Raw genomic sequence first — 26,139 nt, 5'->3', positions numbered from 1 at the left:
CATGACCGACTACACGCACTACCAGACGGGTACGCCCGTCGTCGACACCAAGGCCCCCGAGGGCCCGATCGCCGAGCGCTGGGACACCCGCCGCTTCCAGGCGAAGCTGGTCAACCCGGCCAACCGCCGCAAGCACACCGTCATCGTCGTCGGAACCGGCCTGGCCGGTGGATCGGCCGGTGCGACCCTCGCCGAACAGGGCTACCACGTCGTCCAGTTCTGCTTCCAGGACTCACCCCGCCGGGCCCACTCCGTCGCCGCCCAGGGCGGCATCAACGCCGCGAAGAACTACCGCAACGACGGCGACTCGATCCATCGCCTCTTCTACGACACGGTCAAGGGCGGCGACTTCCGCGCCCGCGAGTCCAACGTCCACCGGCTCGCCCAGATCTCCGTGGAGATCATCGACCAGTGCGTCGCCCAGGGCGTCCCCTTCGCCCGCGAGTACGGCGGTCTGCTCGACAACCGCTCCTTCGGCGGCGTCCAGGTCTCCCGCACCTTCTACGCCCGCGGCCAGACCGGACAGCAGCTCCTGCTCGGCGCCTACCAGGCGCTGTCGCGGCAGATCGCCGCCGGCAACGTCGAGATGCACTCCCGCTCCGAGATGCTCGACCTGATCGTCGTCGACGGCCGGGCCCGCGGCATCGTCGCCCGCGACCTCGTCACCGGGAAGACCGAGACCTACTTCGCCGACGCGGTCGTCCTGGCCAGCGGCGGCTACGGCAACGTCTTCTACCTGTCGACGAACGCCATGCACTCCAACGCCACCGCGATCTGGCGGGCCCACCGCCGGGGCGCCTGGTTCGCCAACCCCTGCTTCACCCAGATCCACCCGACCTGCATCCCGCGCACCGGCGACCACCAGTCCAAGCTGACGCTGATGAGCGAGTCGCTGCGCAACGACGGCCGGATCTGGGTGCCGAAGGCCAAGGGAGACACCCGCCCCGCGAACGAGATCCCCGAGGACGAGCGCGACTACTACCTGGAGCGCATCTACCCCTCCTTCGGGAACCTCGTGCCGCGTGACATCGCCTCCCGCGCCGCGAAGAACGTCTGCGACGAGGGGCGCGGCGTGGGACCCGGCGGCCAGGGCGTCTACCTGGACTTCGCCGAGGCCATCCGGCGCATGGGCCGCGCCAAGGTCGAGGAGAAGTACGGCAACCTCTTCGACATGTACGCCCGGATCACCGCGGAGAACCCGTACGAGACGCCGATGCGGATCTACCCGGCCGTGCACTACACGATGGGCGGGCTGTGGGTCGACTACGACCTCCAGACCACCATCCCCGGCCTCTTCGCCATCGGCGAGGCCAACTTCTCCGACCACGGCGCCAACCGCCTCGGCGCGTCCGCGCTGATGCAGGGCCTCGCCGACGGCTACTTCGTCCTGCCCTCCACCATCAACGACTACCTGGCCCGCAACCCCGACCAGGGTGAGGTCGACCCCTCGCACCCCGCCGTCGAGGAGGTCGTCGCGGAGACCGAGGACCGGCTCAACCTGCTGCTCTCCGTCGACGGCGACCGCACTCCCGACTCGTTCCACCGCGAGATCGGCGAACTGATGTGGGAGTACTGCGGCATGGCCCGCAACGAACAGGGGCTGCGCACCGCGCTCGCGCGGATTCCGGAGATCCGCGAGGAGTTCTGGCGCCGGATCAAGGTCCCGGGCTCCGGCGAGGAGCTCAACCAGTCCCTGGAGAAGGCCAACCGCATCGTCGACTACCTGGAGCTCGCCGAGCTGATGTGCCTCGACGCGCTGCATCGCACCGAGTCCTGCGGAGGCCACTTCCGCGAGGAGTCCCAGACCCCGGACGGCGAAGCCGCCCGCCGCGACGAGGAGTTCTCCTACGCCGCCGCCTGGGAGTTCTCCGGCACCGGCGAGGCGCCCCTCCTGCACAAGGAAGACCTCGTCTTCGAGTACGTCCACCCCACCCAGCGGAGCTACGCATGAAGCTCACCCTGCGCGTCTGGCGCCAGAAGAACGCCGACGCCCCCGGTGCCATGTCCACCTACGAGGTGGACGGCATCTCGCCGGACATGTCGTTCCTCGAAATGCTCGACACCCTCAACGAGCGGCTCATCCTGGCCGGTGACGACCCCGTCGCCTTCGACCACGACTGCCGCGAGGGCATCTGCGGGGCGTGCAGCCTGGTCATCAACGGCGACGCCCACGGCCCCGAGCGCACCACCACCTGTCAGCTCCACATGCGGTCGTTCCGGGACGGCGACACCATCGACATCGAGCCCTGGCGAGCCTCCGCCTTCCCGGTCGTCAAGGACCTGGTGGTGGACCGCACGGCCTTCGACCGGATCATCCAGGCGGGCGGCTACATCTCTGCCCCGACCGGCACCGCCCCCGAGGCGCACGCCACACCGGTGCCCAAGCCGGATGCCGACTTCGCCTTCGAGCACGCCGAGTGCATCGGCTGCGGCGCCTGCGTAGCCGCCTGCCCCAACGGCTCGGCGATGCTCTTCACCTCGGCGAAGATCAACCACCTGAACGTCCTGCCGCAGGGCGCCCCCGAGCGCGAGACCCGGGTCCTCGACATGGTCGCGCAGATGGACAGCGAGGGCTTCGGCGGCTGCACCCTCACGGGGGAATGCGCCACCGCCTGCCCGAAGGGCATTCCGCTGCCGTCGATCGCCGCCATGAACAAGGAGTGGCTGCGGGCGACCCGCAAGGCGCGTCGCTGAGGGGCGTCCCGCATCCCTTGGAGACGCGTCGCATTCCCGGTCCCGGAGGCCGCCCACCTCCGGGACCGGGAGGTCACCGGACGCCCCGAGGGGTCAGGACGTCACGGCGAGATCGTCCGCGTAGACCGTGCCCTGCCCGTACCAGCCGTGCACATACACGGTCACCTCGCCGGTCGAGCCGGTCGTGAACCCGACCGACTGCTTGGCGTAGCCGCTCGACGAACCCCAGACGCTCGCCGAGGCGTCGCCGCGCACCCCGAGGTAGCCGTAGCCGCCCTGGAGCCAGCCACTCAGGGTGTACGCGGTGTTGGGCGACAGGGCGAGGGTCTGCGTGCACTCGCCCGTCTGCGACGCGGTGGCCGCGACCGCGAGCGCGTGCCCGCCGCCGTGCGTGGGCGTGGAGACGACCGCACCGCCGGACTCGCAGGTCCAGGGGTTCAGCGAGCCCGTCTCGAAGTCGCCGTTCACCAGGAAGCCGTTGCCGCCGCCCGGGCCCGACACCGTGAGGGTGAACGTGGCCGAGTGGCTGAGCGTGCCCGAGGTGCCGGTGACGATGATCGGATACGTGCCGGGCACGGCGGTCGCCGACGCGGTCACCGTCAGCTTCGAGGCGCCGCCCGCCGTGACCGATGCGGGGCTGAGCGTCGTGGTCACACCCGAGGGCGCCCCGCTCGCCGTGAGCGTGACGGTCTTGGCGTTGCCGGAGACCACCGCCGTGTTCACGGTCGTCGTGGTGGAACCACCGGGGGCGATGGCGGCGGAACCCGGTGCCACGGCCACCGAGTAGTCGTCCGTCACCGGACCGGAGCCGCTGGTGAAGGGCGCGAAGGTGTGGGTGAAGTACCACGTGTCCTGCGCGATGCCGGAGCAGGAGTCGCTGCCGCCGGTCCCCGGGCAGCCTCCGTTGTCGCGCTGGAGCGCCCAGAACGACAGGGTGTTGACACCCTTGGACCTGGCCCAGTCGTACACCACCGGTGCGTTGGCCGTGGTGAACGTCTCCGCGGGACCGTAGTCGTCGATGCCGGGCATCTCGGTGATCCCGGTCATGCCCCACAACTGCGCCTCGGTCTTCGACGGGTAGAGCCGGGCCAGTTGGTCCTTGAGGCCGCTGATCGCCGTCTTGGTGTCCTCCGCCATGTCGTGCGGGGCACCGTCGTAGTAGTCGAACGTCATCAGGTTCACGACGTCGACCCGGGTGCCGTTGGACACGGCGTTGCGCAGCACCGCCAGACCGCTGTCGGCGAGACCGCGCGTGGTGGTGGGCAGGGTGTAGGAGATCTCCAGCGGACGGCCGTTGGCGGCGGCCCACTCCTGCACCTGTTTGATCGCCTTGTTGCGCCGGTCGATACCGGCGCTGTTCTCCAGCGAGTTGTCCTCGATGTCCATGTCGAGGCGGGAGACGTCGTAGGTCGTGATGACCTTCTCGTACGCCGCGGCGATCGAGTCGACGCTGGAACAACTGTCGGCGATCTCCGTGCCGCCGTTGTCGGCGGTGTAGCCGCCGAACGACGGGATCACATCGCCGCCGCGCGAACGGATGGTGGTGAAGTCGGCGCCGAACTCGGACGGTGCGATGGGCTGGCTCCGGTCGCCGTTCCAGTACGGCGTACAGGAGCCGCGGGCCTCCGTCTGGATGAAGGCCATGGTCAGGTACTTCGCACCGGACTGCTGCGCGAGCGCGGCCGGACTCTCTCCGGTCCACGCCTCGAAGTACGGGGCGAAGACGTGCGCGGGCAGGGGAGTGGCGGCGGTCGCGGCGGCCTGCGCGCCGCCTCCCGATCCGAGGACCAGGCCGGCGGACGCGACGGTCGTCGCCAGGGCACTCAGGAACGCACCGAGTGCGCGTGGACGTCTCATGGGGGTTCGCTCCCAGCGGGGGTGAGACAACGGGCGGATCGCAAGGCTCTGCCGCACCCGGCGAGGGGCGCGGTCCGTTCCTGTGAGTCCCGGCCGGGGTCACAGCCGCACGGCGAGGATCGGCCGCGGGGCATGCCCATGATTGGTCTGGACCAGCTTGGGGTCAATGTTCTTTGCCGTTTCATTTCCGATTGCTTGCCTGAAGCAGCAACTCAGTGTGAAAAGGCGGGAGTTGAGTCGAGCTGGGTGCTCAGCGGATTCCGAGCGCGGCGGCGAGGTAGGGAGCCGTGCGGCTGCCTTCGGCGTGGGCGAGCTCGGTGGGTGCGCCGGCCGCCACGATCCGGCCGCCCCGGTCGCCGCCGCCGGGGCCCAGGTCGATCACGTGGTCGGCGCCCGCCACCACCGCCATGTCGTGTTCCACGACCACGACGGTGTCACCGGCGTCGACCAGGCCGTGCAACTGCCGCATCAGCACCTCGACATCGGCGGGATGCAGTCCCGTCGTCGGCTCGTCCAGCAGGTACACGGTGTGGCCCCGGCGGGTCCGCTGGAGCTCGGCGGCGAGCTTGATCCGCTGCGCCTCGCCGCCCGACAGTTCGGTGGCGGGCTGGCCGAGTCGCAGATAGCCGAGACCGACGTCGAGCAGCGTGCGCAGACTGCGCTCGGCGGCAGGCGTTCCGGCGAAGAAGGAGGACGCCGACTCCACCGTCAGGTCCAGCACCTGCGCGATGTCGAGTCCGCGCAGGGTGACCTCCAGGGTCTCCGGGTTGTACCGCGCGCCACGGCAGTCCGGGCAGGGGGCGTACGTACTGGGCAGGAAGAGCAGCTCCACCGAGACGAACCCCTCGCCCTGGCAGGTCTCGCACCGACCGCCCGCCACGTTGAAGGAGAACCGCCCCGCCCTGTAGCCGCGCTCACGTGCCGTGTCCGTGGCCGCGAACAGCTTCCGCACCACGTCGAAGAGCCCCGTGTACGTGGCCAGATTGGACCGGGGGGTACGGCCGATCGGCCTCTGGTCGACCTGCACGAGCCGGTCCACCGCATCCAGGCCCTCGGCCGAGACGCAACCGGGCGCGGGGAGGCCGGCGGGCGCGTCGGCGGCCGATCGCCGCTCGGCCAGCACTCCGGCCAGCACCTGGCCCACCAGCGTCGACTTGCCCGAGCCGGAGACACCGGTGACGGCCGTGAACACACCGAGCGGGAACGCGGCGTCCACGTCCCGCACATTGTGGCGGTCGACCCCGTTCAGCCGCAGCCACCCCGACGGTGTGCGTCGCCTCCGGGCAGGGGCCGGCCCACGGCCGAACAGGAAGCGCCGGGTCGCCGACTCCGGAACGTCCGCCAGGCCCGCCGGGGGACCGCTGTGCAGCACCCGGCCGCCGTGCTCGCCCGCCAGCGGCCCCACATCCACGAGCCAGTCCGCCCGGCGCACCACGTCCATCTGGTGCTCCACCACGAACACCGAGTTCCCGGCCTCCTTCAGCCGGCCCAGGACCGTCAACAACGACTCGGTGTCCGCCGGGTGCAGACCGGCCGACGGCTCGTCCAGCACGTACACCACACCGAACAGGCCGGACCGCAACTGCGTGGCCAGACGCAGTCGTTGGAGCTCGCCGGACGACAGCGTCGGGGCCGTGCGGTCGAGGCTGAGATAGCCGAGGCCGAGCTCGGTGACCGTCTCGATCCGAGACAGCAGATCGGCCGTCAGCACCCGTGCCGTGTCCCCGCCGTCCGCCATGCGCAGGAGCCCGGCGAGCGCACCGAGCGGGAGAGCGGCGAGTTCCGCGATCGTACGGCCCGCGAAGGTGACGGCCAGCGCCTCGGGGCGCAGTCGGCTGCCCCCGCACGCCGGACAGGGCGAACTGGTCAGGAAACGCTCGGCCTTGGCCCGCAGGGCGCGGCTCTTGGAGTCGGCGAAGGTATGCATCACATAGCGGTGGGCACTCATGTACGTGCCCTGATAAGGGCGTTGGATGCGTCCGGCCTCGCGCACGGGATGGACCGTCACCACCGGCTGTTCGTCGGTGAACAGGATCCACTCTCGGTCCCGCGCGTCCAGCTCGCGCCACGGCCGGTCGATGTCGTACCCGAGCGCGTCCAGCACGTCGCGCAGGTTCTTGCCCTGCCAGGCCCCCGGCCAGGCGGCGATGGCGCCGTCCCGGATCGACCGCGACGGCTCCGGCACGAGCAGTTCCTCGGTGGTGCGGTGGACCAGACCGAGACCGTGGCACTCCGGGCACGCCCCGGCGGCCGTGTTCGGCGAGAACGCGTCCGAGTCCAGCCGCTCGGCACCGTCCGGATAGTCACCGGCCCGCGAGAACAGCATGCGCAGCGAGTTGGAGAGCGTGGTCACCGTCCCGACGGAGGAGCGCGCGCCCGGGGCCGAGCGGCGCTGCTCCAGCGACACGGCGGGCGGCAGCCCGGTGACCTCGCCCACCGCGGGCGCGCCGACCTGGTGGATCAGCCGCCGGGCGTACGGCGCGACGGACTCGAAGTAGCGGCGCTGCGCCTCCGCGTAGATGGTGCCGAACGCGAGGGAGGACTTCCCGGAGCCGGAGACGCCGGTGAACACGGTGAGGGTGTCGCGCGGGATGTCGACCGACACGTCCTGGAGGTTGTGCTCGCGGGCGCCGCGCACCCGGACGTACGGATCGTGGGGGGTGGTCATGGCGCGGAACTCCGTACGCATCGGATCAAAGCTGGTGCAGGGGCAAACACTCTGATTCTAGGTAGATGCGGATTCCACGCGGGAACGCGTGGCCCCCGTGTCAGGCCATGCACACGGGGGCCCGATGGCCGTCCTCGAACGGCGTCGGGGCCTCCGGCGTCCGGCGCGAGGGCCCGGGACGTGCCGGTGGCCGGGGCGGGGCGCCGTCAGCGCGCCCCGCGCAGTGCGCGCTTGATGGGGCGCCCGACAGCGCTGCGGGCGCGCTGGTAGGTGGAGCGCTGGTTGGGCACCGTCCGCTTCGCGAGCAGCCGCTTGAGCTCGGTGTTCTGCGCGCCGAGTTCCGCCAGTCGCGTCTGCAACCAGTTGAGGCGTTGCCCCATCGCGGCGGCGTCTTCGCCGATCCACGGCCGGACGCCCGGGGGAAAGGCCAGCGCGCTCATCCGGGCCTCGAACGCCGCGCCGCCGTCGCCATGGGAGAAGGTGTTCTCCAGCCCGTTCTTCTCCAGGAAGCCCATGAACCGGTCGAAGCGCTCCTGGTGGCCGCGCTTCAGCGGGCCGAAATCCGCCTCCTCGTAGAGGTCGGCGGGGTCGGTGTCGCCGGGCAGCTTCGGCAGCATCCGGTGCGGGATGTCGAAGTATCGGCACAGCTCCAGGGTCCGGGAGTCGCCGCAGAGCACGGTGGCGGGGGTGCCGGCGAGGAGTGCCGCGATGTTCCCGTGGATCCGCGAGCCGAAGGAGAAGTCGAAGCCGCGCAGGTCCTCCACCCAGGTGACCGGGTCGATGTAGACCCGCACCTTGTCCTCCCCGTACATGGGGTGGTCCGGGTGGGTGGGGATGCCGGTCATCTCGGCGTTGGGGTGGGAGAGGTCACGCCAGTGCAGCTGGCGCGCGTCGGACAGGTTCTGGCCGATGAACCGCAGGTGGGGGTAGCGCGCGTGGGCGCGGTCGATGATCTGCCCGAGCTTGTGCTTGCGTACCGCGTCGTGCGACCCGTTGACGGCGATGCGTGCCCCGGGGCCGAGCGGCGCGTCCTTCTCCCGGATGTCCAGCCGGGGGCCGTTGGCGAACAACGAGGGGCAGCCGATGACCTCCACGTCGCGGAAGCCCATGTCCCGCAGATACCGTTCGGTGAACTCGCCCCGCACGCCGATGGAGGCGCTGTGGTCGAGCACCGCCGACACGAACGCGTAGACCGTCTCCTTCATCGGGCGCAGCCGCTCCGCGGAGTAGTTGACCCCGGTCTGGGCGCCCACGCCCGGCACGACGACCGGGATCCTCAGCTTCGTGATGAGTTGGGTCAACCGCGCCAACTGCCGCTCGAAGGAGGGCCGGAAGGCGTTGGCGAGCGGGACGACGAACGCGTCGTACTCGTTGTTGATGAGCTCGGCGTCGGCGACCCGGGTGGAGATGCCGTTCGACACCACCTCGGCCCGGGGCGTCTCCAGGATCTTGTGCGCGGCATCACTGAAGATCAGGTTCCCCGCGTTGGTGGCGAACACGTCCTCATGCAGAGCGCGCTCGACGGAGACGACGTCGTACGGACTCTTCCCGGAACGCAGGAGTATTCGCTTCACATGTTGAACGTTGGATGCCACAAACCTGAATATAGCTTTACGAATGCGTCAGGTTCCATAAGCATCCTGTACAACTTTTTGCCAACGGTACGGAACGAACGTACAGGATCGCGCATCCCCTCGCGGGCGCGCCCGGTTTGATGCGGAAGATCCGTGGGTCCGGGGTCGGTTCGAAGCGGCCCGGCACATCAGCCGCCGCCGGGACCGGACTGCCGGCCGTCCCGGAAGCACGGGGCGCGGTCCCGGAGGGGAGGCGCGTCCGCCGTCCGCCGTCCGTCGTCGCGGCGCCGGCCGTGGTGGTCGTCCTGGCTCGCCCCGGCGTGCCGGCCGTCTGATGTGATGGAGCGGTGGGAGACGACCACCGGCCCCTGGCCGTATTCGACTTGGACGGCACGCTCGCGGACGCCGGCCGTCGTCGGCATCATCCGGAGAGGCCCCGGCGCGACTGGAACGCCTTCTTCGCCGCGGCCGTCGACAACCCGCCGCCTCCCGAGGGCATATGGCTCCTCCTGGCCGGCGCGGACGAGTGCGAGATCGGTCAGCTCACCGGGAGGCCCGAACGGTGCCGCCGTGACCCCCGGGCCTGGCTGGTGGAACGCGGGCTGCCCGAGGGGGCGTTGCACATGCGCCGCAACGACGACCGCAGGCCGGCCCGGCACACCGAGCCGGAGGTCCTGAAGCGGCTGGGACGTGAACGCGAGGTGCGGATGCTGGTGGACGAGGACGCACGCGTCTGCGAGGCGGCGGAACGGGCCGGCTTCGCGGCGGTCGGGGCACGTCGGTCCGCGGTGTTGCCCCCGTTCGAGGTCGCGCAGGGGCATGAGGGGCGCTCCTGGTCTCCGCGGTCGCCGGGCGCGCTGCCGGGCCGCGGACGGTGCGGCCGAGTGGCGCGCGGGTGCCGCCCCGGTCCCGGAGCCGCGGCGGTTCAGCCCGGCTCGTCGAGCCGGAATCCCACTTTCAGTCCCACCTGATAGTGCTCGATCCGGCCATTGCGGATGTCTCCGCGAACCTCGGTGATCTCGAACCAGTCGAGATTGTGCAACGTTTCCGAAGCCCTCGCGATGCCCCTGCGGATGGCGTCATCGACGCCTTCATGGGAGGTTCCTACGATTTCGGTGACCCGATATGTGTGATTTGACATGTCTTGTCGCCTCCTCGTTTCTCCCAAGGTGCCCCACCCTGCCCGAGTACGCGAGAGATTGGTGTGCAGAATGTGACGAACGGGGCTTGACCGAACCAGTGGTCCATACCAAAATCCAGCCACGCCCGTGCGAGCGCAGCCCGCAGTCCCCCACACCGGGTTCTGGATTTCGTCGTGCCGATTCACAGAGGTGGACCTGGTGAAGAACCGCATGTTCGTCGGAGCCGTCGCGCTCGTTTCAGCCGTCGCGCTGAGCGGGTGTGGAGTGTTCTCAGGCGCGGAGGGATCCGGAAACAAGAAGGTCACGATCTGGCTGATGAAGAACAGCGTGTCAGCCGATTTCCTCAAGCGCTTCAAGAAGGCGTACGAGGACGAGCACCCCTCCGTCAAGCTGGATTTCAAGATCCAGAGTTGGACCGGCATCGGCCCGAAGGTCATGGACGCGCTCAACGGCAAGGACACCCCCGACGTCATCGAGGTCGGAAACACCCAGGTGTCCCAGTACGCGCAGAGCGGCGGTCTGCGCGACCTCACGCTGGAGTCCGTACGCGATCTGGGCGGCGGGGACTGGCTGCCCGGACTCGCCGACCCGGGCAGCATCGGCGGGGTCCAGTACGGAATTCCCTGGTACGCGGCCAACCGCGTGGTGATCTACAACAAGGAACTCTTCGAGCAGGCGGGCATCGCCTCGCCGCCCAAGACCAGGGACGAGTGGATCGCCGACAGCGAAAAGCTCAACCAGAACGGCAACCAGGGGATCTACCTCGCGGGCCAGAACTGGTACGTCCTCGCCGGATTCATCTGGGACGAGGGCGGTGAACTCGCCGAGGACGAAACCGGGGAGTGGAAGGGGACTCTGGACAGCCCCGAGGCGCTGCGGGGCATGAGCTTCTACAAGGAGCTCCAGGCACTCGGTGACGGACCGAAGAACTCGGACGAGGCGAAGCCCCCCCAGGCCGAGGTCTTCGCCAAGGGCGACGTCGGACAGATCATCGCGGTGCCCGGTGACGCCGAGCAGATCGAGCGGCTCAACCCGGAACTGAAGGGGAAACTGGGATACTTCCCGATTCCCGGCAAGACCGCGAAGACCCCCGGTTCGGTGTTCACCGGCGGATCCGATCTGATCGTTCCGCAGAAGGCGGGTCAGCGGGCCGCGGGCATCGAGGTGGTCAAGGCACTGGCGAGCCGCGCCTGGCAGGAGGAGGTCGCCAGGGAGATGAGCTACGTGCCCAACAAGCCGGAGCTCGCGCACGTCATCGAAGGACAGCCGGGCACGGCTGCGATGGCACGCGGCGCGACGAAGGGTCGCGCGACGCCCAACTCGCCGCAATGGGCCGATGTCGAGGCCGACAACCCGATCAAGCCGTACATGACGGTCGTCCTGGAGGGCGGCGACCCGCAGAAGGCGGCGAGGAAGGCCTCGGAGAAGATCTCCGAACTGCTCGCGGGCAGCTGACCGGCGCGCGCCATCGGGCCGGACGCCGCCGGGACCACCCGGACCGATGCGGCGCACGCCACCCGGTCCCCGCGTCCCCGGCGCGTACGCCCGGGGCCGACCGTCCGGCGGTGCGCACGTCGCCGTCCCGCGTACCGGCGGGCCCGGCCGTGGCACCCGGTCCGCCTGCGCGCGTGTGGCAGACCCCCGGGCACGCCCGGCAGGCAGGCGCACGGATCCGGCCGCACCCGGGATTCAGGTGTCGCACATCCGGGCTCTCCCGTCCGGTCATGTCGAATCCAGCCGGCCACGGAAGAAGTAAGGGGCCGGGTCCTCGCAGTGGTGCGACGGCCCGGCGGCCGCCCTTGCCGATCCGTCCCCGGAGTCCGTCATGAACGCGCTGCCTGTCATCTCCCCGCCCATCGCCCCGGCCGTTCCGGCGCAGCCCGCTCCTGCGCCCGCACCGCGCTACCGGGTGTCCCTCGCCGCGAACCAGGAGGAGGTGCGCGCCGCCCAGCGGCTGCGCCACCTCGTCTTCGCGGGTGAACTCGGTGCCCGACTGGAAGGCTCCGAACCGGGCCTGGACAGCGACGCGTTCGACGCCTACTGCGACCACCTGCTGGTACGGGAACAGTCCACCGGTGAAGTCGTCGCCACCTACCGCGTGCTGCCGCCCGACCGGGCGCGCGTCGCCGGACGACTCTACGCCGAGGGCGAGTTCGACCTCGCGCGACTGGCTCCGATCCGCGACGACCTGGTCGAGGTCGGCCGGTCCTGCGTCCACCCGGCCCACCGGGACGGCGCCGTCATCGCGCTGATCTGGGCCGGGCTCGCCCGCTACATGGAGCGCACCGGGCACGACTGGCTGGCCGGCTGCTGCTCCATACCCCTTGCCGACGGCGGTGTCGCGGCGGCCGGGGCGTGGGAGACGGTACGGACGAAGTACCTGGCGCCCGAGGACCACTGGGTCACGCCGCACCGCCTCTGGCAGGCCGACGAGGCCGTCACCGGGCGCGCGGACCTCCCCACCGGGCTCGCCACGCTCCCGCCCCTGCTCCGCGGCTATCTGCGGCTCGGCGCGCGGGTGTGCGGGGCGCCCGCCCTCGACCCCGACTTCAATGTTGCCGACCTGTACGTCCTGCTGTCGCTGAGCAGCACGGACCCCCGGTACCTGCGCCACTTTCTCTCCCTCGCCCCGCGGTGAACCCCTGGCTGCCGGCCGCGCCCTGCACACCGCGCGCCTGCGCCGGACACGACGGCCCGAGCCGTTCGCGCCCACGGGCCGTGGGCCTGCTGTGCGCCGGCTGCGCCCTCCTCGTGGCGGGAGCGCTGTGCGCGCCCTTCGCGCTGCTGCTGGGCCCGTCATGGCGGGAGCGGTTGATCCGCCGCTGGTCGCACGCGATCGTCCGGGCCTTCGGCGTTCGCGTGCGGGTCACCGGCGATCCGGTACCGCCCCGCCCCGCGCCCGGGAAACCGGGCACGCTCGTCGTCGCCAACCACGTCTCGTGGCTGGACATCCCTCTCGTCGCAGCCGCCCTTCCCGGCCGGATGCTCGCCAAGCGGGAGATAGGGAACTGGCCGCTGCTCGGGCGGCTCGCCGCCGCGGGCGGCACCCTCTTCGTCGAACGCGACCGGCTGCGGGCCCTGCCCGGCACCGTGTGCGAGATCGCGGCGGTGCTGCGCACCGGCTCGCGGGTGGTCGCCTTCCCGGAGGGCACGACCTGGTGCGGGCGCGGCGGCGGCCGGTTCGGCCCCGCGGTGTTCCAGGCCGCGATCGACGCGAAAGCCGAGGTCCGGCCGATCCGCATCGGCTACCGGAGCGGGCCGCCGCGCACGTCGGGACACGGCGGACCGGTCCGGAGGCCCGGCGGCCCCGGACCGGCGCAGCGCGCCGCCCCGGCCGGTGCCGCCGCGTTCGTCGGCGACGACCCGCTCACCGCCTCCCTGTGGCGGGTGGTGAGGTCCGCCGGACTGACCGCGGAGATCCACCTGCTGCCGCCGATGCCGGCGGGCGACCGGTCGGACCGCCGCACCCTGGCCCGCCTCGCTCAGACCGCCGTCGCCAGCGACAGCGCGAACCGCCCACCGGAATCCGTCCACCACTGATCCAGCCTCAGCCCGGCCCCGGCGAGTTCGGCCCGGACACCCTCCTCGCGGAACTTGGCGGACACCTCCGTGCGCATCTCCTCGCCCGCCTCGAAGGGCACCACCAGATCCAGGGCCGGGATCTTCACGCTCAGCGCCGAACGGGCCCGCAGCCGCATCTCGATCCACTCCCGTTCCGGGTCCCACAGAGCCACGTGCTCGAAGTCCGCCGGGTCGAAGTCCGCCCCCAGCTCCCGGTTGACGACCCGCAGCACGTTCTTGTCGAACTCGGCCGTCACCCCCGCCGCGTCGTCGTACGCGGCGACCAGCACCTCCTCGTCCTTCACCAGATCGGTGCCGAGCAGCAGCGTGTCCCCGGGGGAGAGCAACGAGCGCACCGACCTCAGGAACACCGACCGCTCGTCCGGCAGCAGATTGCCGATCGTGCCCCCGAGGAACGCGACCAGCCGCGGCCCCGGGGTTCCCGGCAGCGCAAGACCGCCCGTGAAGTCGGCGATCAGCGCGTGCACCGAGAGGCCGGGCCGCTGGACCAGCAGCTTCTCGGCCGCGCCGCGCAGCGCGCTCTCGCTGACGTCGACCGGCACGTAACTGTGCAGGGCGGGCAGCGCGTCCAGCAGGTGCCGGGTCTTGTCCGACGACCCCGACCCCAGCTCGATCAGGGTCCGGGCGCCGGAGGCCCGGGCGATCTCCTCGGCGCGGTCGACGAGGATCTCCCGTTCGGCACGGGTCGGGTAGTACTCGGGGAGCCGGGTGATCTCCTCGAACAGCGCGCTGCCGTGCGCGTCGTAGAACCACTTGGGCGGCAGTGTCTTCGGGTGCCGGGTCAGGCCGTGCAGCACGTCGGCGCGCAGCGCCGCTTCCGTGGCGTCCTCCGGCAGGGTGCGGGTCAGCAGAAAGGGGCTCACTGGGTCGGCTCCTTGAGCGGGGTCAGCAGGACGTCGGCGCGGCCCGCCGTCAGCAGCGTCCGGTCGGGGACCTCGCGCCAGCGGGGGTCGTCGTCGTACGGCTCCGAGGCCACGACCGTGCGCGGACCGGGACCGGTCAGATACCACAGGGTGTCGCCCCAGGCCGTGGCCACGATGGAGGCGCCGTCGGTGAGCAGCAGGTTCAGTCGTGAACCGGGCGCCGCCGACGCCACGTCGAGCACGGTGTCGGCCACCGCCTGCGGCAGCGCGTCCCCGTCGGCCAGACGGTGCCGCACCAGGGCCCAGAGCAGGGCCGAGTCGCAACGGGCCGCCAGGGACAGCAACTCGGCCGGAGGCAGCACGGCGGCGAGCGGTGCCAGGGATCCGGGCCAGCCCGTCACCGCGCCGTTGTGGCTGAAGAGCACGTTGCCGCCGGTGAAGGGCGCGGCGGCGGCCTCGCCGTCCGCACCCGCCTCGGTCGCGTCGCGCACCGCGGCGAGGAGGGCGGTGGTACGCACCACCCGGGCCAGATCGGCGAACGTCTCGTCGCCCCAGACGGGGCCCGCGCGCCGGTACCGTCCCGGCACCGGATCGCCGTCCGCGTACCAGCCGACCCCGAAACCGTCCGCGTTGACCGTGCCGTACCGCTGACGGCGTGGCGCCCAGGACTGGCGCACCAAGCCGTGCGGCGGCCGGACCAGCACTTCGCCCAGCGCCACCGGGGCTCCCAGGTAAGCAATATGACGGCACATCAGACATCCCTCGCGGTGCGGAACCCGGAGAAGATCTGGCGCCGTACCGGCAGGTCCCAGTTGCGGAACGTCCCCCGGCACGCAACGGGGTCCACGGCGAACGAACCGCCGCGCAGCACCTTGTGGGCCGGTCCGAAGAACACCTCGGAGTACTCGCGGTACGGGAACGCGGAGAAGCCCGGATACGGCAGGAAGTCGCTCGCCGTCCACTCCCACACGTCGCCGATCAACTGCCGTACGCCGAGGGGGGACTGGCCGGCCGTGTAGGCGCCCGCCGGGGCCGGACGCAGATGACGCTGGCCCAGGTTGGCGTGTTCGGGGGACGGGTCCCCGTCGCCCCACGGATAGCGCCGCGACCGTCCCGACGCCGGGTCGTGGCGCGCCGCCTTCTCCCACTCCGCCTCCGTGGGCAGCCGGCGTCCCGCCCAGCGGGCGTACGCGTCCGCCTCGTACCAGCTGACGTGGAGCACCGGCTCGTGCTCGGGCACCGGCTCCGTCACCCCGAAGCGGTGCCTGAGCCACTGCCCGGCCTCTCGGCGCCAGAACAGCGGGGCGGTCAGTTCGTGCTCGCGGACCATCGCCCAGCCCTCGGGGTTCCACCAGCGCCGCTCGGCGTACCCGCCGTCCTCGACGAAGCGCAGGTACGCGCCACAGGTGACCGGGGTGGTGTCGATGAAGAACCCCGCAACGTCGCGCACATGGGCGGGGCGCTCGTTGTCCAGGGCCCATGGCTCGGTCGTCGTGCCCATGGTGAACGGGCCGGCGTCGACGAGGACCTCGGCGGGCAGGAGCCCCGAGTCGGTGGGCGCGGGCGGCTGAAGCGCGGTGAGCGCCGCGGGGCCGGACCTGAGCTGATGGGTGATCAGCATGGTTTCGTCGTGCTGCTGTTCGTGCTGGGCGATCATGCCGAAGGCGAATCCGGACCGGAGCAGGGGCAGATCGTCGCGCAGTGCCGTCCCGTCGAGGACGTCCAGCGCGCGGTTCCGCACCTCCGCGGTGTACGAGCGGGCCTCGGCGGGCGGCAGCAACGGCAGCGAGGGGCGGGACGCCCGGGAGTGCTGGAAGGCGTCGTACAGCCCGTCGATCTCCGGGCGCATCGCCTCCCGTCCCGCCACCATGCGCAGCAGCCAGAGCTCCTCCTGGTTGCCGATGTGTGCGAGGTCCCAGACCAGCGGGGACATCAACGACGAGTGTTGAGCGGCCAGTTCGCGGTCATCCACGCTGTCGGTGAGCAGTGTGGTCCGTTCCCGGGCGGCGAGCAGCGCGGCCAGGGCCCGTTGCCGGAGCGCCTCGGGGTCCGTCGGGTGCGCGGCGCCCCGTACCGGGGATCCGGGCCCGGACGCGCCGGGCTGCGCCGAGGCGGGGGGACGGGACGAGTCGGACGCGGGGGAGTGGGTCATGAGCGGAACCCCTCGAAGTGGCCGGAGCCGTGAGCCGGTTGCGGCGAGAGCAGCTCGGGCGGATCGTCGGCCGGACAGCGGCCCCGTGCGACGTAGCGGTCGTCGAACTGCGCGACCGCGTCCCGTACGGCCCTGGTCGCCCCGATCCGGGGCAGAGCCTCCAGTGCGGCCCGGAAGCAGGTGGTGGCCGCGGCCCGCAGCTCCGGGTGGGTCAGCCCGTCGCGGGCGGCGGCCGACCACAGCGGATTACGCGGAGCGGGACCGGGGCCCGCCGTCTCGGCCAGTGGTTTGACGGCGCGGTACACGGTCTCGGCAGCCTCCGGATCGTCGAACAGGGCGGCCGTGACGGCGAGCGGCACCAGCCACCCGTCGGGGCCGCGCTGCGCGTCGATCATGCGCAGTTCGAGGTGCCCGCGCGGGCGGACGGGCGGGAAGAGGGTGCTGACGTGGTAGTCCAGATCGGCGCGCACCGGTGGTCTCGGAGCGCCGGTGCGGATCCAGTCACGAAAGGTCAGACCGTCCGGCACGGCCCACGGTCCGGTGTCGTCCCGGACGCACATCACCGGCGTGTCCAGGACGTGCTGCGCCCAGGCGTCGCGGGGCGGCGGATGCCCGGCCGGTGCCAGCGACCGCCGCGGATCGAGATCGGCCCAGAGGGCCTGCCGGGCGGACCGCCACGGCGTCGGCCGGCCGCGGCGCAGGGGCGAGTTGGCGAAGACCGCCACCAGCACCGCGCCCAGCAGATGCGCCAGCCGCCAGCGTCGCCCGTAGCCGAGCGGGCCGGGCTCCTCCTCCCCGGCGTCCAGACAGACCTGGACGGACGCGGTGGTGCACATCATGGCGCGCCCGGCCGGTCCCGACCGGTCCAGGGAGGTCTCCATGGCGTCATAGCGGGGCTCGCGCAGCAGACGGCGCGGGGGGTGCCAGGGATCGAGACCGTAACCGACCGGCGCGAGATCAAGCCGGTCCAGGGCGTCGCGCACCGTGGCGAGGTCGGCGGCCATGGCGTCCACGCAGGCCATCAGGGAGTCCGCGGGGCACGAGCTGAGTTCCAGCTGGCCGCCGGGTTCGAAGGTGAGCGCCGCGTTCAGCGGCAGCTCCCGGAGCGCCGCCCGGGCGGCGTCGAGACGTTCGTGCGGTACCGGGACGCGGGGCCGGTCCCGGTGGTGGATGAGCCATTCGAGCTCGACCCCGACACTGCGGGGCGGCCCGGTCTTGAAACAGATGCAGCGCAGTAAGTCCTCCGCCCCGACCTCGTCGAGAGGCGGGGCATGGACAGGCGGGCCGTGGTCCACCGATACGCCGTCGGATGACATGTCGGGACCTCCTTCTGCTCGGTCGGCCGTACCACCCAAACCCCTGCGGGGGGATCACACAAGGGCGCCCTTCCGCAGCGGAAACCCGGTTGCGCGGGTGCCGTCGGCCCATCGACGATGCCGGGTATGCACCACACGGGGGAGTATCGATGAGCGCACGGCTGCGCGCCATCGCGCGCGAGACCGAGGGCATCGTGGCGGCCGGCCGCTACCGCACACCGGGCGGGCGCGAGGTGGGCATCGAGCGCGCGCTGACGTCCGCGCTCTCCGGGACCAGGCTCTACGGCCCGGAGCCGGTGCCCGTCGCGGTGCTCGACAACGACCGCGTCCCCGCCGTTGAGGTGACCGGCGAGAGCAGCCTGGGAGCGGCGCACCGGATGACGGGCGAGGGTCCCGGCAGGATCGCCGTCCTCAACTACGCCTCCGCCCGCAACCCCGGTGGCGGCTACCTCAACGGAGCACAGGCCCAGGAGGAGGCCCTGTGCCGGTCCTCGGCCCTGTACGCCACTCTGCTGCGCGCGCCCGAGTACTACGCCCGTCACCGCGCGGAGCGCAGCGCCTTCTACACCGACCGGGTGATCCACTCACCGGGAGTGCCGGTCTTCCGCGACGACCGGGGGCGGTTGCTCGACACCCCGTACACCGTCGGCTTCCTCACCTCTCCGGCGCCCAACGCCGGGGTCGTCCGCGACCGCACCCCCAGGGAGGCCCATCGCATCCCCGCCGCGCTCGCGTCCCGTGCCGAACGGGTCCTGGAGGTCGCGGCGGTGCGCGGCTACCGCAGGCTGGTTCTGGGCGCCTGGGGGTGCGGGGTGTTCCGCAATGATCCGGAGCAGGTGGCCCGGGTGTTCCGGTCGCTGCTCCTCGACGGCGGGCGGTTCGCCGGGCACTTCGAGCAGATCGTCTTCGGCATCCTCGACCGCGGCCCGGCTACCGCCACCCGGTCCGCGTTCGCCCGGGTGTTCGGCGGTCAGCCCCAGCCGTAGCGTTCCCGCAGCCGGCCGACGACCCGGTCGAACCGCTCGCAGTCCAGGGCGCAGGCCTCGCGACGCATTCCGTTCTCGTGGACCCGCAGCACCCGGTCCAGGTTGACCCACGAGGGGCGACCCGAGCCGTCCCACGGCCCGGCCCCGAGCGCCACCCATTCCCGGTCCATGTCGTGCTGCTTGCTGGACAGTTGCACGGCGAGGAGGGTGCCCGTCGCCTCCCGGGCGACCACCAGCACGGGGCGGTCCTTGCCACGCCCGTCGTTCTCCTCGAACGGCACCCAGGTCCAGACGATCTCCCCGGGGTCCGGAGTCCCGTCCCGGTCGGGGGCGTACGAGGTGCGGACCGGGCCCACGTCGCGCGGGTCGGCCTCACGGGTCGCGGCGGGACCGCTTTGACCGGGGACGAAGGCCGCGCCGTCGGTGTCGTCAGGGTGTCGCGTGTTCATCCCCACACCGTAGAGGCCGAACGGAACCACCCGGCAGGCGGGTCGGGTTGACGGCCGTTCGGGAGCAATCCGGTGTCCCACCAGGCACCGGTTCGGCGCGATCGGGACATCGACGCCGCCCGGGTCTGGGAGACTGCCCGACGCCATGAGCCAGTTACCGAATCAACCCACCGAGGGCCCCGTCCCCACCAGCGCCGACGTCGCACGACTCGCCGGCGTCTCCCGCGCCACCGTGTCGTACGTCATGAGCGGCAGCACGACCGTGCGGATCAGCGAACCCACCCGGCGCCGGGTCCGGGCGGCGGCCACCGAACTCGGCTACGTGCCGCACGCGGCCGCCCGCAGTCTGCGCGCCGGCCACAGCCGCACGGTGCTGCTGCCCACCGTCGACCTCCCGGCCGGCCCGCTCCACCACCACTTCCTCCACGAACTCGAATCAGGACTGCGTGGTCTCGACTACACCGTGGTCCAGTACGGCAGCACCGGCCTGGACGCCGACGAGGCGGCCCGCGCCTGGGCCGAACTGCGCCCCGTGGCCGTCGTCGCGCCGGGCACCATCCCCCTCACCCCGCGCGGCATATCCACGCTCCGGCGCTCGGGGGCCAGAGCCGTCATCACCCTCGGGCCGCGGCCGGTGACCGGTGCCCACGCGCTGGTCATGGACCAACGGGAGATCGGCGGACGGGCCGTGGCCCACCTGCTGGCCCGGGGCCGCCGCCGCATCGGCGTGATCATGCCCGAGGAGCGGGGCCTCGGCCCGTACGCCGAACCCCGGCTGGCCGGGGCCCGGGACGGCGCACGGAACCACGCGGCCCTCGTCGAGCCGGTGCCGCTGCGGTACGAGGAGGACGCGGCCGTCGGGCTCGCCGCCCGCTGGCGCGACCTGGGGTTCGACGCCGTGTTCGCGTACGACGACACGTACGCCATGCTCCTGATGCGGGCGCTTGAGGACGCCGGGGTCGATGTGCCGGGCGAGACGGCCGTGATCGGTGCCGACGACCTGGTGCTCGGCAGACTGCTGCGGCCCCGGCTCAGCACCGTGCGGACGGAGCCGGCAACGGACCAGCCGCTCGCGGATCTCGTCGACCGGCTGGTGCGGCGCCCGGGGGCCGCACCCGAGCACCATGACCTGCTCCGGGCCGCGGTGGTCCACCGCGAGTCCAGCTGAACCTCCCGGGCTCCCCCGGGGCCCACCGCGCGCGGGCCCCGGGGGAGCGTCGTGGGGCCCGCGCGGGCGGCGACATGCGCACCGCGTGCCGCTTGCCTAGCGTCGTGACCATGAGCCATCCGCAGAGTTACGAGATCCTGCTCGTCCCGGGGTTCGCCCAGGCAGTGGCCGGCACGGCCGGGACGGGAACTTCCGGGGAGGGCGCCGCCGGTACCGAAAACTCCGGAACCGGCACATCCGAGAACGACACCGCGGGGAACGATGCCGTGGGAAACGACATCGTCGTCCTCCGTTCGGCGGTCGTCGCGGCGACCGGTGAGACGGGGGCGTCTGGCTACCCGCGGTACGCGGGAGAAGGCGTCGTGGCGGACATCGACCCGGCAACACGCACGGTCGAGGCCCTGTTGGTCGACGGGGCGGAACTGGACTACGGGCTCTCCGTCCGTGTCAAGGAGAAGTCCGCCGACGCCCCCGGAAGCCGGGCCGGCGACTGAGCGACCTCGCCGTCCGCGCCGGACCGGACGCCCGCACCGGGCCGGACGCCGGTCACCCGCACAGGGCACCGACCGTCCTTGCCGCGAGAAGACGGCCCGACCGCCGACCGGCCGAGCCGCCTCACCCCGCTCGCGCGGGCACGGAGCCTCACCGCCCCCGCTACTGCTTCTGCTGCTGCTCCTCGATCGACCTGCGGACCTCGTCCATGTCCAGCTTCCGCGCCTGACCGATGACGTCCTCCAGCGCCGCCTCCGGCAGTGCCCCGGGCTGTGCGAAGATCGCGACCTTCTCCCGGACGATCATCAGCGTGGGAATGGAACGGATGTCGAACGCGGCGGCCAGCTCCTGCTGCGCCTCCGTGTCGACCTTGGCGAAGACCAGGTCCTCGTGGCGCTCCGACGCCGCGTCGTACACGGGCGCGAACTGACGGCACGGGCCGCACCAGGAGGCCCAGAAATCGATCAGCACGAAGTCGTTCTCGCTGACGACCTGGTCGAAGTTCTCCTTGGTGAGCTCGATGGTGCTCATGTTCTGCCCTTCTTCCTGTACGGCTCGGATCTGCCCCGCACAACGGCACCGGTGCGGGTCCTATTCCGCTTGCCCGTGTGGCCGCCGCCCACACCCGCGCCCACACTGTCCCCATGACAGATCCCTCCCTGAACGCCGAGTACGACGTCGTGGTGATCGGAGCCGGGCCGGTGGGCGAGAACGTCGCCGACCGGACACGCGCGGCCGGGTTGAGCACGGCGGTCGTCGAGTCGGAACTCATCGGTGGAGAGTGCTCGTACTGGGCCTGCATTCCCAGCAAGGCGCTGCTGCGCCCCGTCGTCGCCCGGGCCGATGCCCGCCGCGCCCCCGGCCTCGCCGACGCCGTGCGGGGACCGCTCGACACCGACGCGGTCCTCGCCCACCGGGACGAGTACGTCTCGCAGTGGAAGGACGACGGACAGGTCACCTGGCTGGAGGGGATCGGGGCGGACATCTTCCGCGGCCGGGGCCGGCTCACCGGCGAGCGGGCCGTCTCCGTCACCGCACCCGACGGCACCGAGCACCGGATCACGGCCCGCCACGCCGTGGCCCTGTGCACCGGCAGCCGCGCCCTGGTGCCCGACCTGCCCGGTGTGGCCGGGGCCCATCCCTGGACCAGCCGGGAGGCGACCAGCGCCAAGGAGGTGCCCGGTCGCCTGGTGATCGTCGGTGGGGGTGTGGTCGGCACGGAGATGGCCACCGTCTGGCAGGCCCTCGGTGCCCAGGTGACGATGCTGGTCCGGGGCCGGGCACTGCTGCCGAGGATGGAACCCTTCGCGGGCGAACTCGTCGCACGGGCCCTGACGGAGGCCGGTGCCGACATCCGCACCGGAACCTCGGTGACCGCCGTGCGCCGCCCCGCCCCGGACGGCCCGGTCACCGTGGAACTGGGCACGGGGAAGCGCGTCGTGGCCGACGAGATCCTCTTCGCCACCGGCCGAGCCCCGCGCACCCACGACCTCGGGCTCGACACCGTCGGTCTGGCCCCCGGCTCCTGGCTCACCGTCGACGACAGTTGCCGCGTCGACGGCTTCACCTGGCTGTACGCGGCCGGTGACGTCAACCACCGGGCGCTCCTCACCCATCAGGGCAAGTACCAGGCGCGCATCGCGGGTGCCGCGATCGCCGCCCGTGCCCACGGCACACCGACGGACACCGGCCGCTGGGGCGCCCACGCGGCCACGGCCGACCACGCGGCCGTTCCCCAGGTCGTCTTCACCGACCCGGAGGCCGCCTCGGTCGGTCTCAGCCTCGCCGAGGCCGAACGGACCGGTCACCGCGTACGCGCCGTCGACCAGGACCTCGGCGCGGTGGCGGGCGCCGGCCTGTACGCGGACGGCTACCGGGGCCGGGCCCGCATGGTCGTCGACCTCGACCGCGGGGTCCTGCTGGGCGCCACCTTCGTCGGACCGGGCATCGGCGAACTGCTCCACTCAGCGACGATCGCCGTGGCGGGTGAGGTTCCCATCGACCGGCTGTGGCACGCCGTCCCCTCCTTCCCGACGATCAGCGAGGTCTGGCTGCGGCTGCTGGAGGCGTACCGGGACGCGTAGCCCCCGGGTGGCGGGTGCCGGGTCGTCACCCGGAGCGGCGGCACCGGTTTCGGCTGGGACGGCCGGCACCTTCGGACCCGGCCGTCGATCCCGGCGCGCCGGGGAACTCCATGGCCTGTGCCCGGGCGGAGCACGGCCGTCGCACCGGGTGCGGCGCGGCGATACCGGTCGGCACCGCCGGCCCGCCGCCCACCACCGCCGGCCCGGTCTCCGGGCGCGCGAAGGCGCCCGCCGCGGCGACGCCGACGGCCGTGCCCACGTCCGGTGTCGCGCTCTGCCACGAGCCGAAGGCCACCTCGAACTCCGGCCATGAGCCGTCCGCGTGGTGGACGGTCGGCTACAGCGGCCGTCCGCACCGCAGGTTCCACCGCCCGGCCCGGCCGCTGAGTCCGGTCAGAGTCAGCGGGGCGACGTCCAGCCGCCAGAACGACTCGGTCGGCAGGCCGAGCGCCCGGACGATCAGCGCCCGGACCACCGAGGGGTCGACGACCGCCAGGACCCGGACGCCCCCGCCGCCGGTACGGTCGGCCACGTGCTCCAGCCAGTCGCCCACCCGGGTGCAGAACCCCGTCAACGACTCACCGCCGTGCGGGGCCGCCGAGGCGTCGGTCAGCCACGCGGACACCGCTTCGGGTTCGCGCCCGCTGACCTCCGCCAGTTGCCGTCCGCTCCAACGGCCCAGGTCCCAGCCGCGCAGGGCGGGTTCGGGATCGGCCCGCAGCCCCAGGGCGTCGGCGGTGCCGGCGCACCGTTCCGACGGTGTGCGCACATACAGGTCGGCGGCCGGTACCGCCGCGGCGGCTTCCCGGGCCTGCCGGACTCCGGCAGCGTCGAGCGGGGAGTCGCCGTCGAAACGGGCCTCGCGCAGCGCGGGATTGAGAGCCGGTGAGACCGACATCAAATGCACCGTCATGACCGGAACGATCCCCCTGAACCATGGACGTCGAGTGCGCACACCATGACATGAGGGGCCCGGCCGTTCGGGTAGGGGCCGCTTCCCGCCTCGGTCGGGGCCTACCCCGGCCTTGGGCGGGGGCCGCTCCCGGTCCAGGAACGAGCCGTTCCCGATCCTCTGAGGCCCATGGCCGTGCCCGCTCCCAGGCGGTATCGTCCCAGGGACATGACGAAGGTGTGACGGAAGTCCGGTGAGAGTCCGGCACGGTCGCGCCACTGTGTACCCGTACCCGTACGGGAAGTCAGACCCGGCACCTTCGCCTCGGCACCACGATCGGGACGCGTGTTCCCCCAGGAGGTTCTGCCATGGCACAGACGGCTGCCGCTCCCACCACCGCCGCACCGGCGATCACCCCCATCTCCCTGAAGGCCATCGCCCCCTGGGCGGTCTTCTTCGGCATCCTCATGCTCGTCCTGCTGTACTTCGTCGGCGCGGAGCAGGGCGCCACCTCGCTCATTTCCGGTGAAGGCGTTCACGAGTGGGTCCACGACGGACGCCACCTCCTCGGTTTCCCCTGCCACTGACGCACTGTCCGAACCAGGGGAAGCCCACATGAACTCCATATCCGTCAGAGCCCTCCTCGTCCGCGGCATGCTGGCCGGCCTGGTCGCGGGGGCGCTCGCGCTGGCCGTCGCGTACTTCCTCGGCGAGTCCCGAGTGGACGCGGCCATCGCGCTCGAAGAGGCGCACAGCCACGACCACGGCGGCGAGGAACTCGTCAGCCGCACCCTCCAGTCCACCGCCGGACTCGCCACCGGGGTGCTGGTCTTCGGCGTGGCGATCGGCGGTATCGCCGCTCTCGTCTTCTGCTACGCCCTCGGCCGGACCGGCCGGTTCGGGCCGCGCGCCACCGCCGCGCTGATCGCGGGTGCGGCCCTGCTGACCGTGTACGTCGTCCCGTTCCTGAAGTACCCGGCCAACCCGCCGGCCGTCGGAAACCCCGACACCATCGGCCGACGCACCGGGTTGTTCTTCCTGATGGTCGCGCTCAGTGTGCTGCTGGCCGTCGCCGCGCTCATCCTCGCCAGGCGGCTGGCCCCGCGCCTGGGCAACTGGAACGCGACGGTCGCCGGGTCCGCCGCGTACGTGGCGCTGATCGGGATCGCCTGTGCGTTCCTGCCCTCGTTCGACGAGGTCGGAGCGGACTTCCCGGCGACCCTGCTGTGGGAGTTCCGCTTGGCGACCCTCGCCGTGCAGACCACCCTCTGGGTCGTCTTCGGACTGGTCTTCGGGCATTTGACCGAACGGCTCCTCGCTCCGGGTGCCGACGCGGCCAGGGCCGGAGGCGCCGGGCCGGGCCGCACCGCCACGGCGGCCGGCTGACGGCCCAGCCCTCGCCGCAGACGGACACCGGAGCCCGCCGGGTTCTCCCGGCGGGCTCCGGTGTCCGTTCCCGCGCCGCACCACAGCCGGTGCCGGGCCGCACGCGGAGGCGTCATCCGCCTCCGCGTCCCGCCCCCACCCCTTGCGGCGCGTCCGATGCCCTCGTTCCTCGCCGTCCGTCCGCTGTCCTTGTCCGAGCCTCAGCTGCCGCTCAGCGGCCGATGCGGTCCGGCTCGGTCTCGAACTCCCCGGAGAACGCCGCCGCCATCCGCAGATGGCCGGACGCCTCCGCGTCCCGCCCCTGGCGCTCCAGAGTGCGGCCGAGCATCAGCCGGGCGTAGGGCTCCACCGGGTCGCGCTCCAGAACCGCGCGCAGTTCCTCCTCGGCCCTGCGCAGCCGCGCCGAGTGGTAGTAGGCGCGGGCCAGCAGCAGCCGCGGCGACACCTGCTCCGGCACCTCCTCGACCAGCCCTTCGAGGATCCGGGCGGCGGTCATGTACTGCTTGGACTCGAAGAACATCTGCGCGCGGTCCCAGCGGTCCGCGGCCGTCCCGTACTCGAAATAGCTGTTGCTCATGTGATCTCCTCGTTCACGGACCGTTCGTGGAGTGTCCCGGCCCCGTCCAGCCCCGGACCGGGAAGGTCCGGCCGTCGTGACAGTTGCTGCAACCAGGAGTGATGGTTGAATATTCCACTAAGTCGTCGGCGTGGGTACCGGCACCCCCGGGCCCCCACGGGAATAGGTTGAGCGCCATGAACAACATGGGGCCCTGAGCTGTAGCAGGTCAGAAGGGTGAAGACCCTCTGACCTGCAAGGCGGCATGCAGTTCCGAG

23 protein-coding genes and 1 pseudogene are annotated in these 26,139 nt (G+C 71.9%); 12 read left to right on the top strand and 12 right to left on the bottom strand.

Annotated elements, in window-relative coordinates; translation table 11 throughout:
- The first annotated feature begins 1 nt into the window (after position 1).
- Both ACIHCL_RS25770 and ACIHCL_RS25765 read left to right on the top strand, forming a co-directional pair.
- A complete protein-coding gene (locus tag ACIHCL_RS25770) occupies positions 2-1,951 on the top strand; it encodes a fumarate reductase/succinate dehydrogenase flavoprotein subunit (protein WP_399865227.1) in 1,950 nt (649 codons plus the stop codon).
- Positions 1,948-2,694, top strand: coding sequence for a succinate dehydrogenase/fumarate reductase iron-sulfur subunit (locus ACIHCL_RS25765; RefSeq protein ID WP_399865225.1), 747 nt, complete (start codon positions 1,948-1,950; stop codon positions 2,692-2,694). The genes ACIHCL_RS25770 and ACIHCL_RS25765 overlap by 4 nt, the downstream gene beginning before the upstream one ends.
- A 93-nt stretch (positions 2,695-2,787) precedes the next feature.
- Here the strand turns inward: ACIHCL_RS25765 and ACIHCL_RS25760 are convergent, their stop codons facing one another.
- The 3 genes from ACIHCL_RS25760 to ACIHCL_RS25750 form a co-directional block, all read right to left on the bottom strand.
- Positions 2,788-4,551, bottom strand: a complete 1,764-nt coding sequence (locus ACIHCL_RS25760; RefSeq protein WP_399865222.1) for a glycosyl hydrolase family 18 protein — start codon at positions 4,549-4,551, stop codon at positions 2,788-2,790.
- Positions 4,552-4,801: 250 nt separating this feature from the next.
- Positions 4,802-7,219 carry an excinuclease ABC subunit UvrA gene (gene uvrA, locus ACIHCL_RS25755; RefSeq protein ID WP_399865220.1) on the bottom strand — a complete coding sequence of 806 codons (2,418 nt, stop codon included), beginning with the start codon at positions 7,217-7,219 and terminating at the stop codon, positions 4,802-4,804.
- A gap of 206 nt (positions 7,220-7,425) precedes the next feature.
- Positions 7,426-8,793 carry a polysaccharide pyruvyl transferase family protein gene (locus tag ACIHCL_RS25750; RefSeq protein ID WP_399865218.1) on the bottom strand — a complete coding sequence of 456 codons (1,368 nt, stop codon included), beginning with the start codon at positions 8,791-8,793 and terminating at the stop codon, positions 7,426-7,428.
- A gap of 347 nt (positions 8,794-9,140) precedes the next feature.
- On the opposite strand from ACIHCL_RS25750, the pseudogene ACIHCL_RS25745 reads away from it, so the two are divergent.
- Positions 9,141-9,626: pseudogene (locus ACIHCL_RS25745) on the top strand (hypothetical protein); the annotation flags it as partial.
- A 92-nt stretch (positions 9,627-9,718) separates the two neighbouring features.
- On the opposite strand, the gene ACIHCL_RS25740 reads toward ACIHCL_RS25745, so the two are convergent.
- The gene (locus ACIHCL_RS25740) at positions 9,719-9,934 is read right to left on the bottom strand and encodes a dodecin (RefSeq protein ID WP_399865215.1); all 216 of its coding nucleotides are present in this window, start codon (positions 9,932-9,934) and stop codon (positions 9,719-9,721) included.
- 199 nt (positions 9,935-10,133) lie between these two features.
- Between ACIHCL_RS25740 and ACIHCL_RS25735 the strand changes: the two genes are divergently transcribed.
- The 3 genes from ACIHCL_RS25735 to ACIHCL_RS25725 all read left to right on the top strand — a co-directional run bounded on the left by ACIHCL_RS25735 (position 10,134) and on the right by ACIHCL_RS25725 (position 13,475).
- Positions 10,134-11,390, top strand: coding sequence for an extracellular solute-binding protein (locus ACIHCL_RS25735; RefSeq protein WP_399865213.1), 1,257 nt, complete (start codon positions 10,134-10,136; stop codon positions 11,388-11,390).
- A gap of 370 nt (positions 11,391-11,760) precedes the next feature.
- Positions 11,761-12,573: a GNAT family N-acetyltransferase gene (locus ACIHCL_RS25730; RefSeq protein WP_399865212.1), complete on the top strand. Its 813-nt coding sequence runs from the start codon at positions 11,761-11,763 to the stop codon at positions 12,571-12,573.
- Complete coding sequence (locus tag ACIHCL_RS25725) at positions 12,570-13,475, top strand: lysophospholipid acyltransferase family protein (protein WP_399865210.1); 906 nt, start codon at positions 12,570-12,572, stop codon at positions 13,473-13,475. The genes ACIHCL_RS25730 and ACIHCL_RS25725 overlap by 4 nt, the downstream gene beginning before the upstream one ends.
- Here the strand turns inward: ACIHCL_RS25725 and egtD are convergent.
- From egtD to egtA, 4 genes are read right to left on the bottom strand one after another with little or no spacing between them, the layout of a single operon-like run.
- Complete coding sequence (gene egtD / locus ACIHCL_RS25720; protein WP_399865207.1) at positions 13,418-14,380, bottom strand: L-histidine N(alpha)-methyltransferase; 963 nt, start codon at positions 14,378-14,380, stop codon at positions 13,418-13,420. The genes ACIHCL_RS25725 and egtD overlap by 58 nt on opposite strands.
- Positions 14,377-15,132: an ergothioneine biosynthesis protein EgtC gene (egtC, locus tag ACIHCL_RS25715; protein WP_399865205.1), complete on the bottom strand. Its 756-nt coding sequence runs from the start codon at positions 15,130-15,132 to the stop codon at positions 14,377-14,379. Before egtC ends, egtD begins: the two co-directional genes overlap by 4 nt.
- Complete coding sequence (gene egtB, locus ACIHCL_RS25710) at positions 15,132-16,532, bottom strand: ergothioneine biosynthesis protein EgtB (RefSeq protein WP_399865202.1); 1,401 nt, start codon at positions 16,530-16,532, stop codon at positions 15,132-15,134. Before egtB ends, egtC begins: the two co-directional genes overlap by 1 nt.
- Positions 16,529-17,848 carry an ergothioneine biosynthesis glutamate--cysteine ligase EgtA gene (gene egtA / locus ACIHCL_RS25705; RefSeq protein WP_399865199.1) on the bottom strand — a complete coding sequence of 440 codons (1,320 nt, stop codon included), beginning with the start codon at positions 17,846-17,848 and terminating at the stop codon, positions 16,529-16,531. The genes egtB and egtA overlap by 4 nt, the downstream gene beginning before the upstream one ends.
- 149 nt (positions 17,849-17,997) lie before the next feature.
- Here egtA and ACIHCL_RS25700 point away from each other — a divergent pair, with 149 nt between their 5' ends.
- Complete coding sequence (locus ACIHCL_RS25700) at positions 17,998-18,834, top strand: TIGR02452 family protein (protein ID WP_399865198.1); 837 nt, start codon at positions 17,998-18,000, stop codon at positions 18,832-18,834.
- Here the strand turns inward: ACIHCL_RS25700 and ACIHCL_RS25695 are convergent.
- Entirely contained in the window at positions 18,819-19,283 is a 465-nt protein-coding gene (locus tag ACIHCL_RS25695; protein ID WP_399865196.1) for a type II toxin-antitoxin system PemK/MazF family toxin, read from the bottom strand. The two genes, ACIHCL_RS25700 and ACIHCL_RS25695, sit on opposite strands and share 16 nt — an antisense overlap.
- Before the next feature lie 145 nt (positions 19,284-19,428).
- Here ACIHCL_RS25695 and ACIHCL_RS25690 point away from each other — a divergent pair, with 145 nt between their 5' ends.
- Both ACIHCL_RS25690 and ACIHCL_RS25685 read left to right on the top strand, forming a co-directional pair.
- Positions 19,429-20,451: a LacI family DNA-binding transcriptional regulator gene (locus ACIHCL_RS25690; RefSeq protein ID WP_399865194.1), complete on the top strand. Its 1,023-nt coding sequence runs from the start codon at positions 19,429-19,431 to the stop codon at positions 20,449-20,451.
- A 110-nt stretch (positions 20,452-20,561) separates the two neighbouring features.
- The gene (locus ACIHCL_RS25685) at positions 20,562-20,945 is read left to right on the top strand and encodes a hypothetical protein (RefSeq protein ID WP_399865192.1); all 384 of its coding nucleotides are present in this window, start codon (positions 20,562-20,564) and stop codon (positions 20,943-20,945) included.
- Positions 20,946-21,105: 160 nt separating this feature from the next.
- On the opposite strand, the gene trxA is transcribed toward ACIHCL_RS25685, so the two are convergent.
- Positions 21,106-21,474: a thioredoxin gene (gene trxA, locus ACIHCL_RS25680; protein WP_399865191.1), complete on the bottom strand. Its 369-nt coding sequence runs from the start codon at positions 21,472-21,474 to the stop codon at positions 21,106-21,108.
- Positions 21,475-21,587: 113 nt separating this feature from the next.
- Between trxA and ACIHCL_RS25675 the strand changes: the two genes are divergently transcribed.
- Positions 21,588-23,027: a dihydrolipoyl dehydrogenase family protein gene (locus ACIHCL_RS25675; protein ID WP_399865190.1), complete on the top strand. Its 1,440-nt coding sequence runs from the start codon at positions 21,588-21,590 to the stop codon at positions 23,025-23,027.
- Positions 23,028-23,364: 337 nt separating this feature from the next.
- Here the strand turns inward: ACIHCL_RS25675 and ACIHCL_RS25670 are convergent, their stop codons facing one another.
- Positions 23,365-23,940 carry a histidine phosphatase family protein gene (locus tag ACIHCL_RS25670; protein ID WP_399865188.1) on the bottom strand — a complete coding sequence of 192 codons (576 nt, stop codon included), beginning with the start codon at positions 23,938-23,940 and terminating at the stop codon, positions 23,365-23,367.
- 347 nt (positions 23,941-24,287) lie between these two features.
- Between ACIHCL_RS25670 and ACIHCL_RS25665 the strand changes: the two genes are divergently transcribed.
- Both ACIHCL_RS25665 and ACIHCL_RS25660 read left to right on the top strand, forming a co-directional pair.
- Positions 24,288-24,506, top strand: coding sequence for a CbtB-domain containing protein (locus ACIHCL_RS25665; RefSeq protein ID WP_399865186.1), 219 nt, complete (start codon positions 24,288-24,290; stop codon positions 24,504-24,506).
- A 28-nt stretch (positions 24,507-24,534) separates the two neighbouring features.
- Positions 24,535-25,305 carry a CbtA family protein gene (locus ACIHCL_RS25660; RefSeq protein WP_399865184.1) on the top strand — a complete coding sequence of 257 codons (771 nt, stop codon included), beginning with the start codon at positions 24,535-24,537 and terminating at the stop codon, positions 25,303-25,305.
- A gap of 211 nt (positions 25,306-25,516) precedes the next feature.
- On the opposite strand, the gene ACIHCL_RS25655 is transcribed toward ACIHCL_RS25660, so the two are convergent.
- Positions 25,517-25,882 (bottom strand): tetratricopeptide repeat protein, encoded by a 366-nt coding sequence (locus ACIHCL_RS25655; protein WP_399865183.1) that lies wholly within the window; start codon positions 25,880-25,882, stop codon positions 25,517-25,519.
- Positions 25,883-26,139 lie beyond the last annotated feature (257 nt).

The organism is Streptomyces sp. NPDC052042 (assembly GCF_044548345.1).
Taxonomy (GTDB): Bacteria; Actinomycetota; Actinomycetes; order Streptomycetales; family Streptomycetaceae; genus Streptomyces.
Note: the sequence above shows the minus strand (reverse complement) of the source record. Positions and strands in the feature narration are given on the sequence as shown.

Coding starts and splice junctions, on each gene's coding strand:
- ACIHCL_RS25770 (WP_399865227.1), top strand. CDS start 2: ATGACCGACTACACGCACTACCAGACGGGTACGCCCGTCGTCGACACC.
- ACIHCL_RS25765 (WP_399865225.1), top strand. CDS start 1,948: ATGAAGCTCACCCTGCGCGTCTGGCGCCAGAAGAACGCCGACGCCCCC.
- ACIHCL_RS25760 (WP_399865222.1), bottom strand. CDS start 4,551: ATGAGACGTCCACGCGCACTCGGTGCGTTCCTGAGTGCCCTGGCGACG.
- uvrA (WP_399865220.1), bottom strand. CDS start 7,219: ATGACCACCCCCCACGATCCGTACGTCCGGGTGCGCGGCGCCCGCGAG.
- ACIHCL_RS25740 (WP_399865215.1), bottom strand. CDS start 9,934: ATGTCAAATCACACATATCGGGTCACCGAAATCGTAGGAACCTCCCAT.
- ACIHCL_RS25730 (WP_399865212.1), top strand. CDS start 11,761: ATGAACGCGCTGCCTGTCATCTCCCCGCCCATCGCCCCGGCCGTTCCG.
- egtC (WP_399865205.1), bottom strand. CDS start 15,132: ATGTGCCGTCATATTGCTTACCTGGGAGCCCCGGTGGCGCTGGGCGAA.
- egtB (WP_399865202.1), bottom strand. CDS start 16,532: ATGACCCACTCCCCCGCGTCCGACTCGTCCCGTCCCCCCGCCTCGGCG.
- egtA (WP_399865199.1), bottom strand. CDS start 17,848: ATGTCATCCGACGGCGTATCGGTGGACCACGGCCCGCCTGTCCATGCC.
- ACIHCL_RS25700 (WP_399865198.1), top strand. CDS start 17,998: ATGAGCGCACGGCTGCGCGCCATCGCGCGCGAGACCGAGGGCATCGTG.
- ACIHCL_RS25695 (WP_399865196.1), bottom strand. CDS start 19,283: ATGAACACGCGACACCCTGACGACACCGACGGCGCGGCCTTCGTCCCC.
- ACIHCL_RS25690 (WP_399865194.1), top strand. CDS start 19,429: ATGAGCCAGTTACCGAATCAACCCACCGAGGGCCCCGTCCCCACCAGC.
- ACIHCL_RS25685 (WP_399865192.1), top strand. CDS start 20,562: ATGAGCCATCCGCAGAGTTACGAGATCCTGCTCGTCCCGGGGTTCGCC.
- trxA (WP_399865191.1), bottom strand. CDS start 21,474: ATGAGCACCATCGAGCTCACCAAGGAGAACTTCGACCAGGTCGTCAGC.
- ACIHCL_RS25675 (WP_399865190.1), top strand. CDS start 21,588: ATGACAGATCCCTCCCTGAACGCCGAGTACGACGTCGTGGTGATCGGA.
- ACIHCL_RS25670 (WP_399865188.1), bottom strand. CDS start 23,940: ATGACGGTGCATTTGATGTCGGTCTCACCGGCTCTCAATCCCGCGCTG.
- ACIHCL_RS25665 (WP_399865186.1), top strand. CDS start 24,288: ATGGCACAGACGGCTGCCGCTCCCACCACCGCCGCACCGGCGATCACC.
- ACIHCL_RS25660 (WP_399865184.1), top strand. CDS start 24,535: ATGAACTCCATATCCGTCAGAGCCCTCCTCGTCCGCGGCATGCTGGCC.
- ACIHCL_RS25655 (WP_399865183.1), bottom strand. CDS start 25,882: ATGAGCAACAGCTATTTCGAGTACGGGACGGCCGCGGACCGCTGGGAC.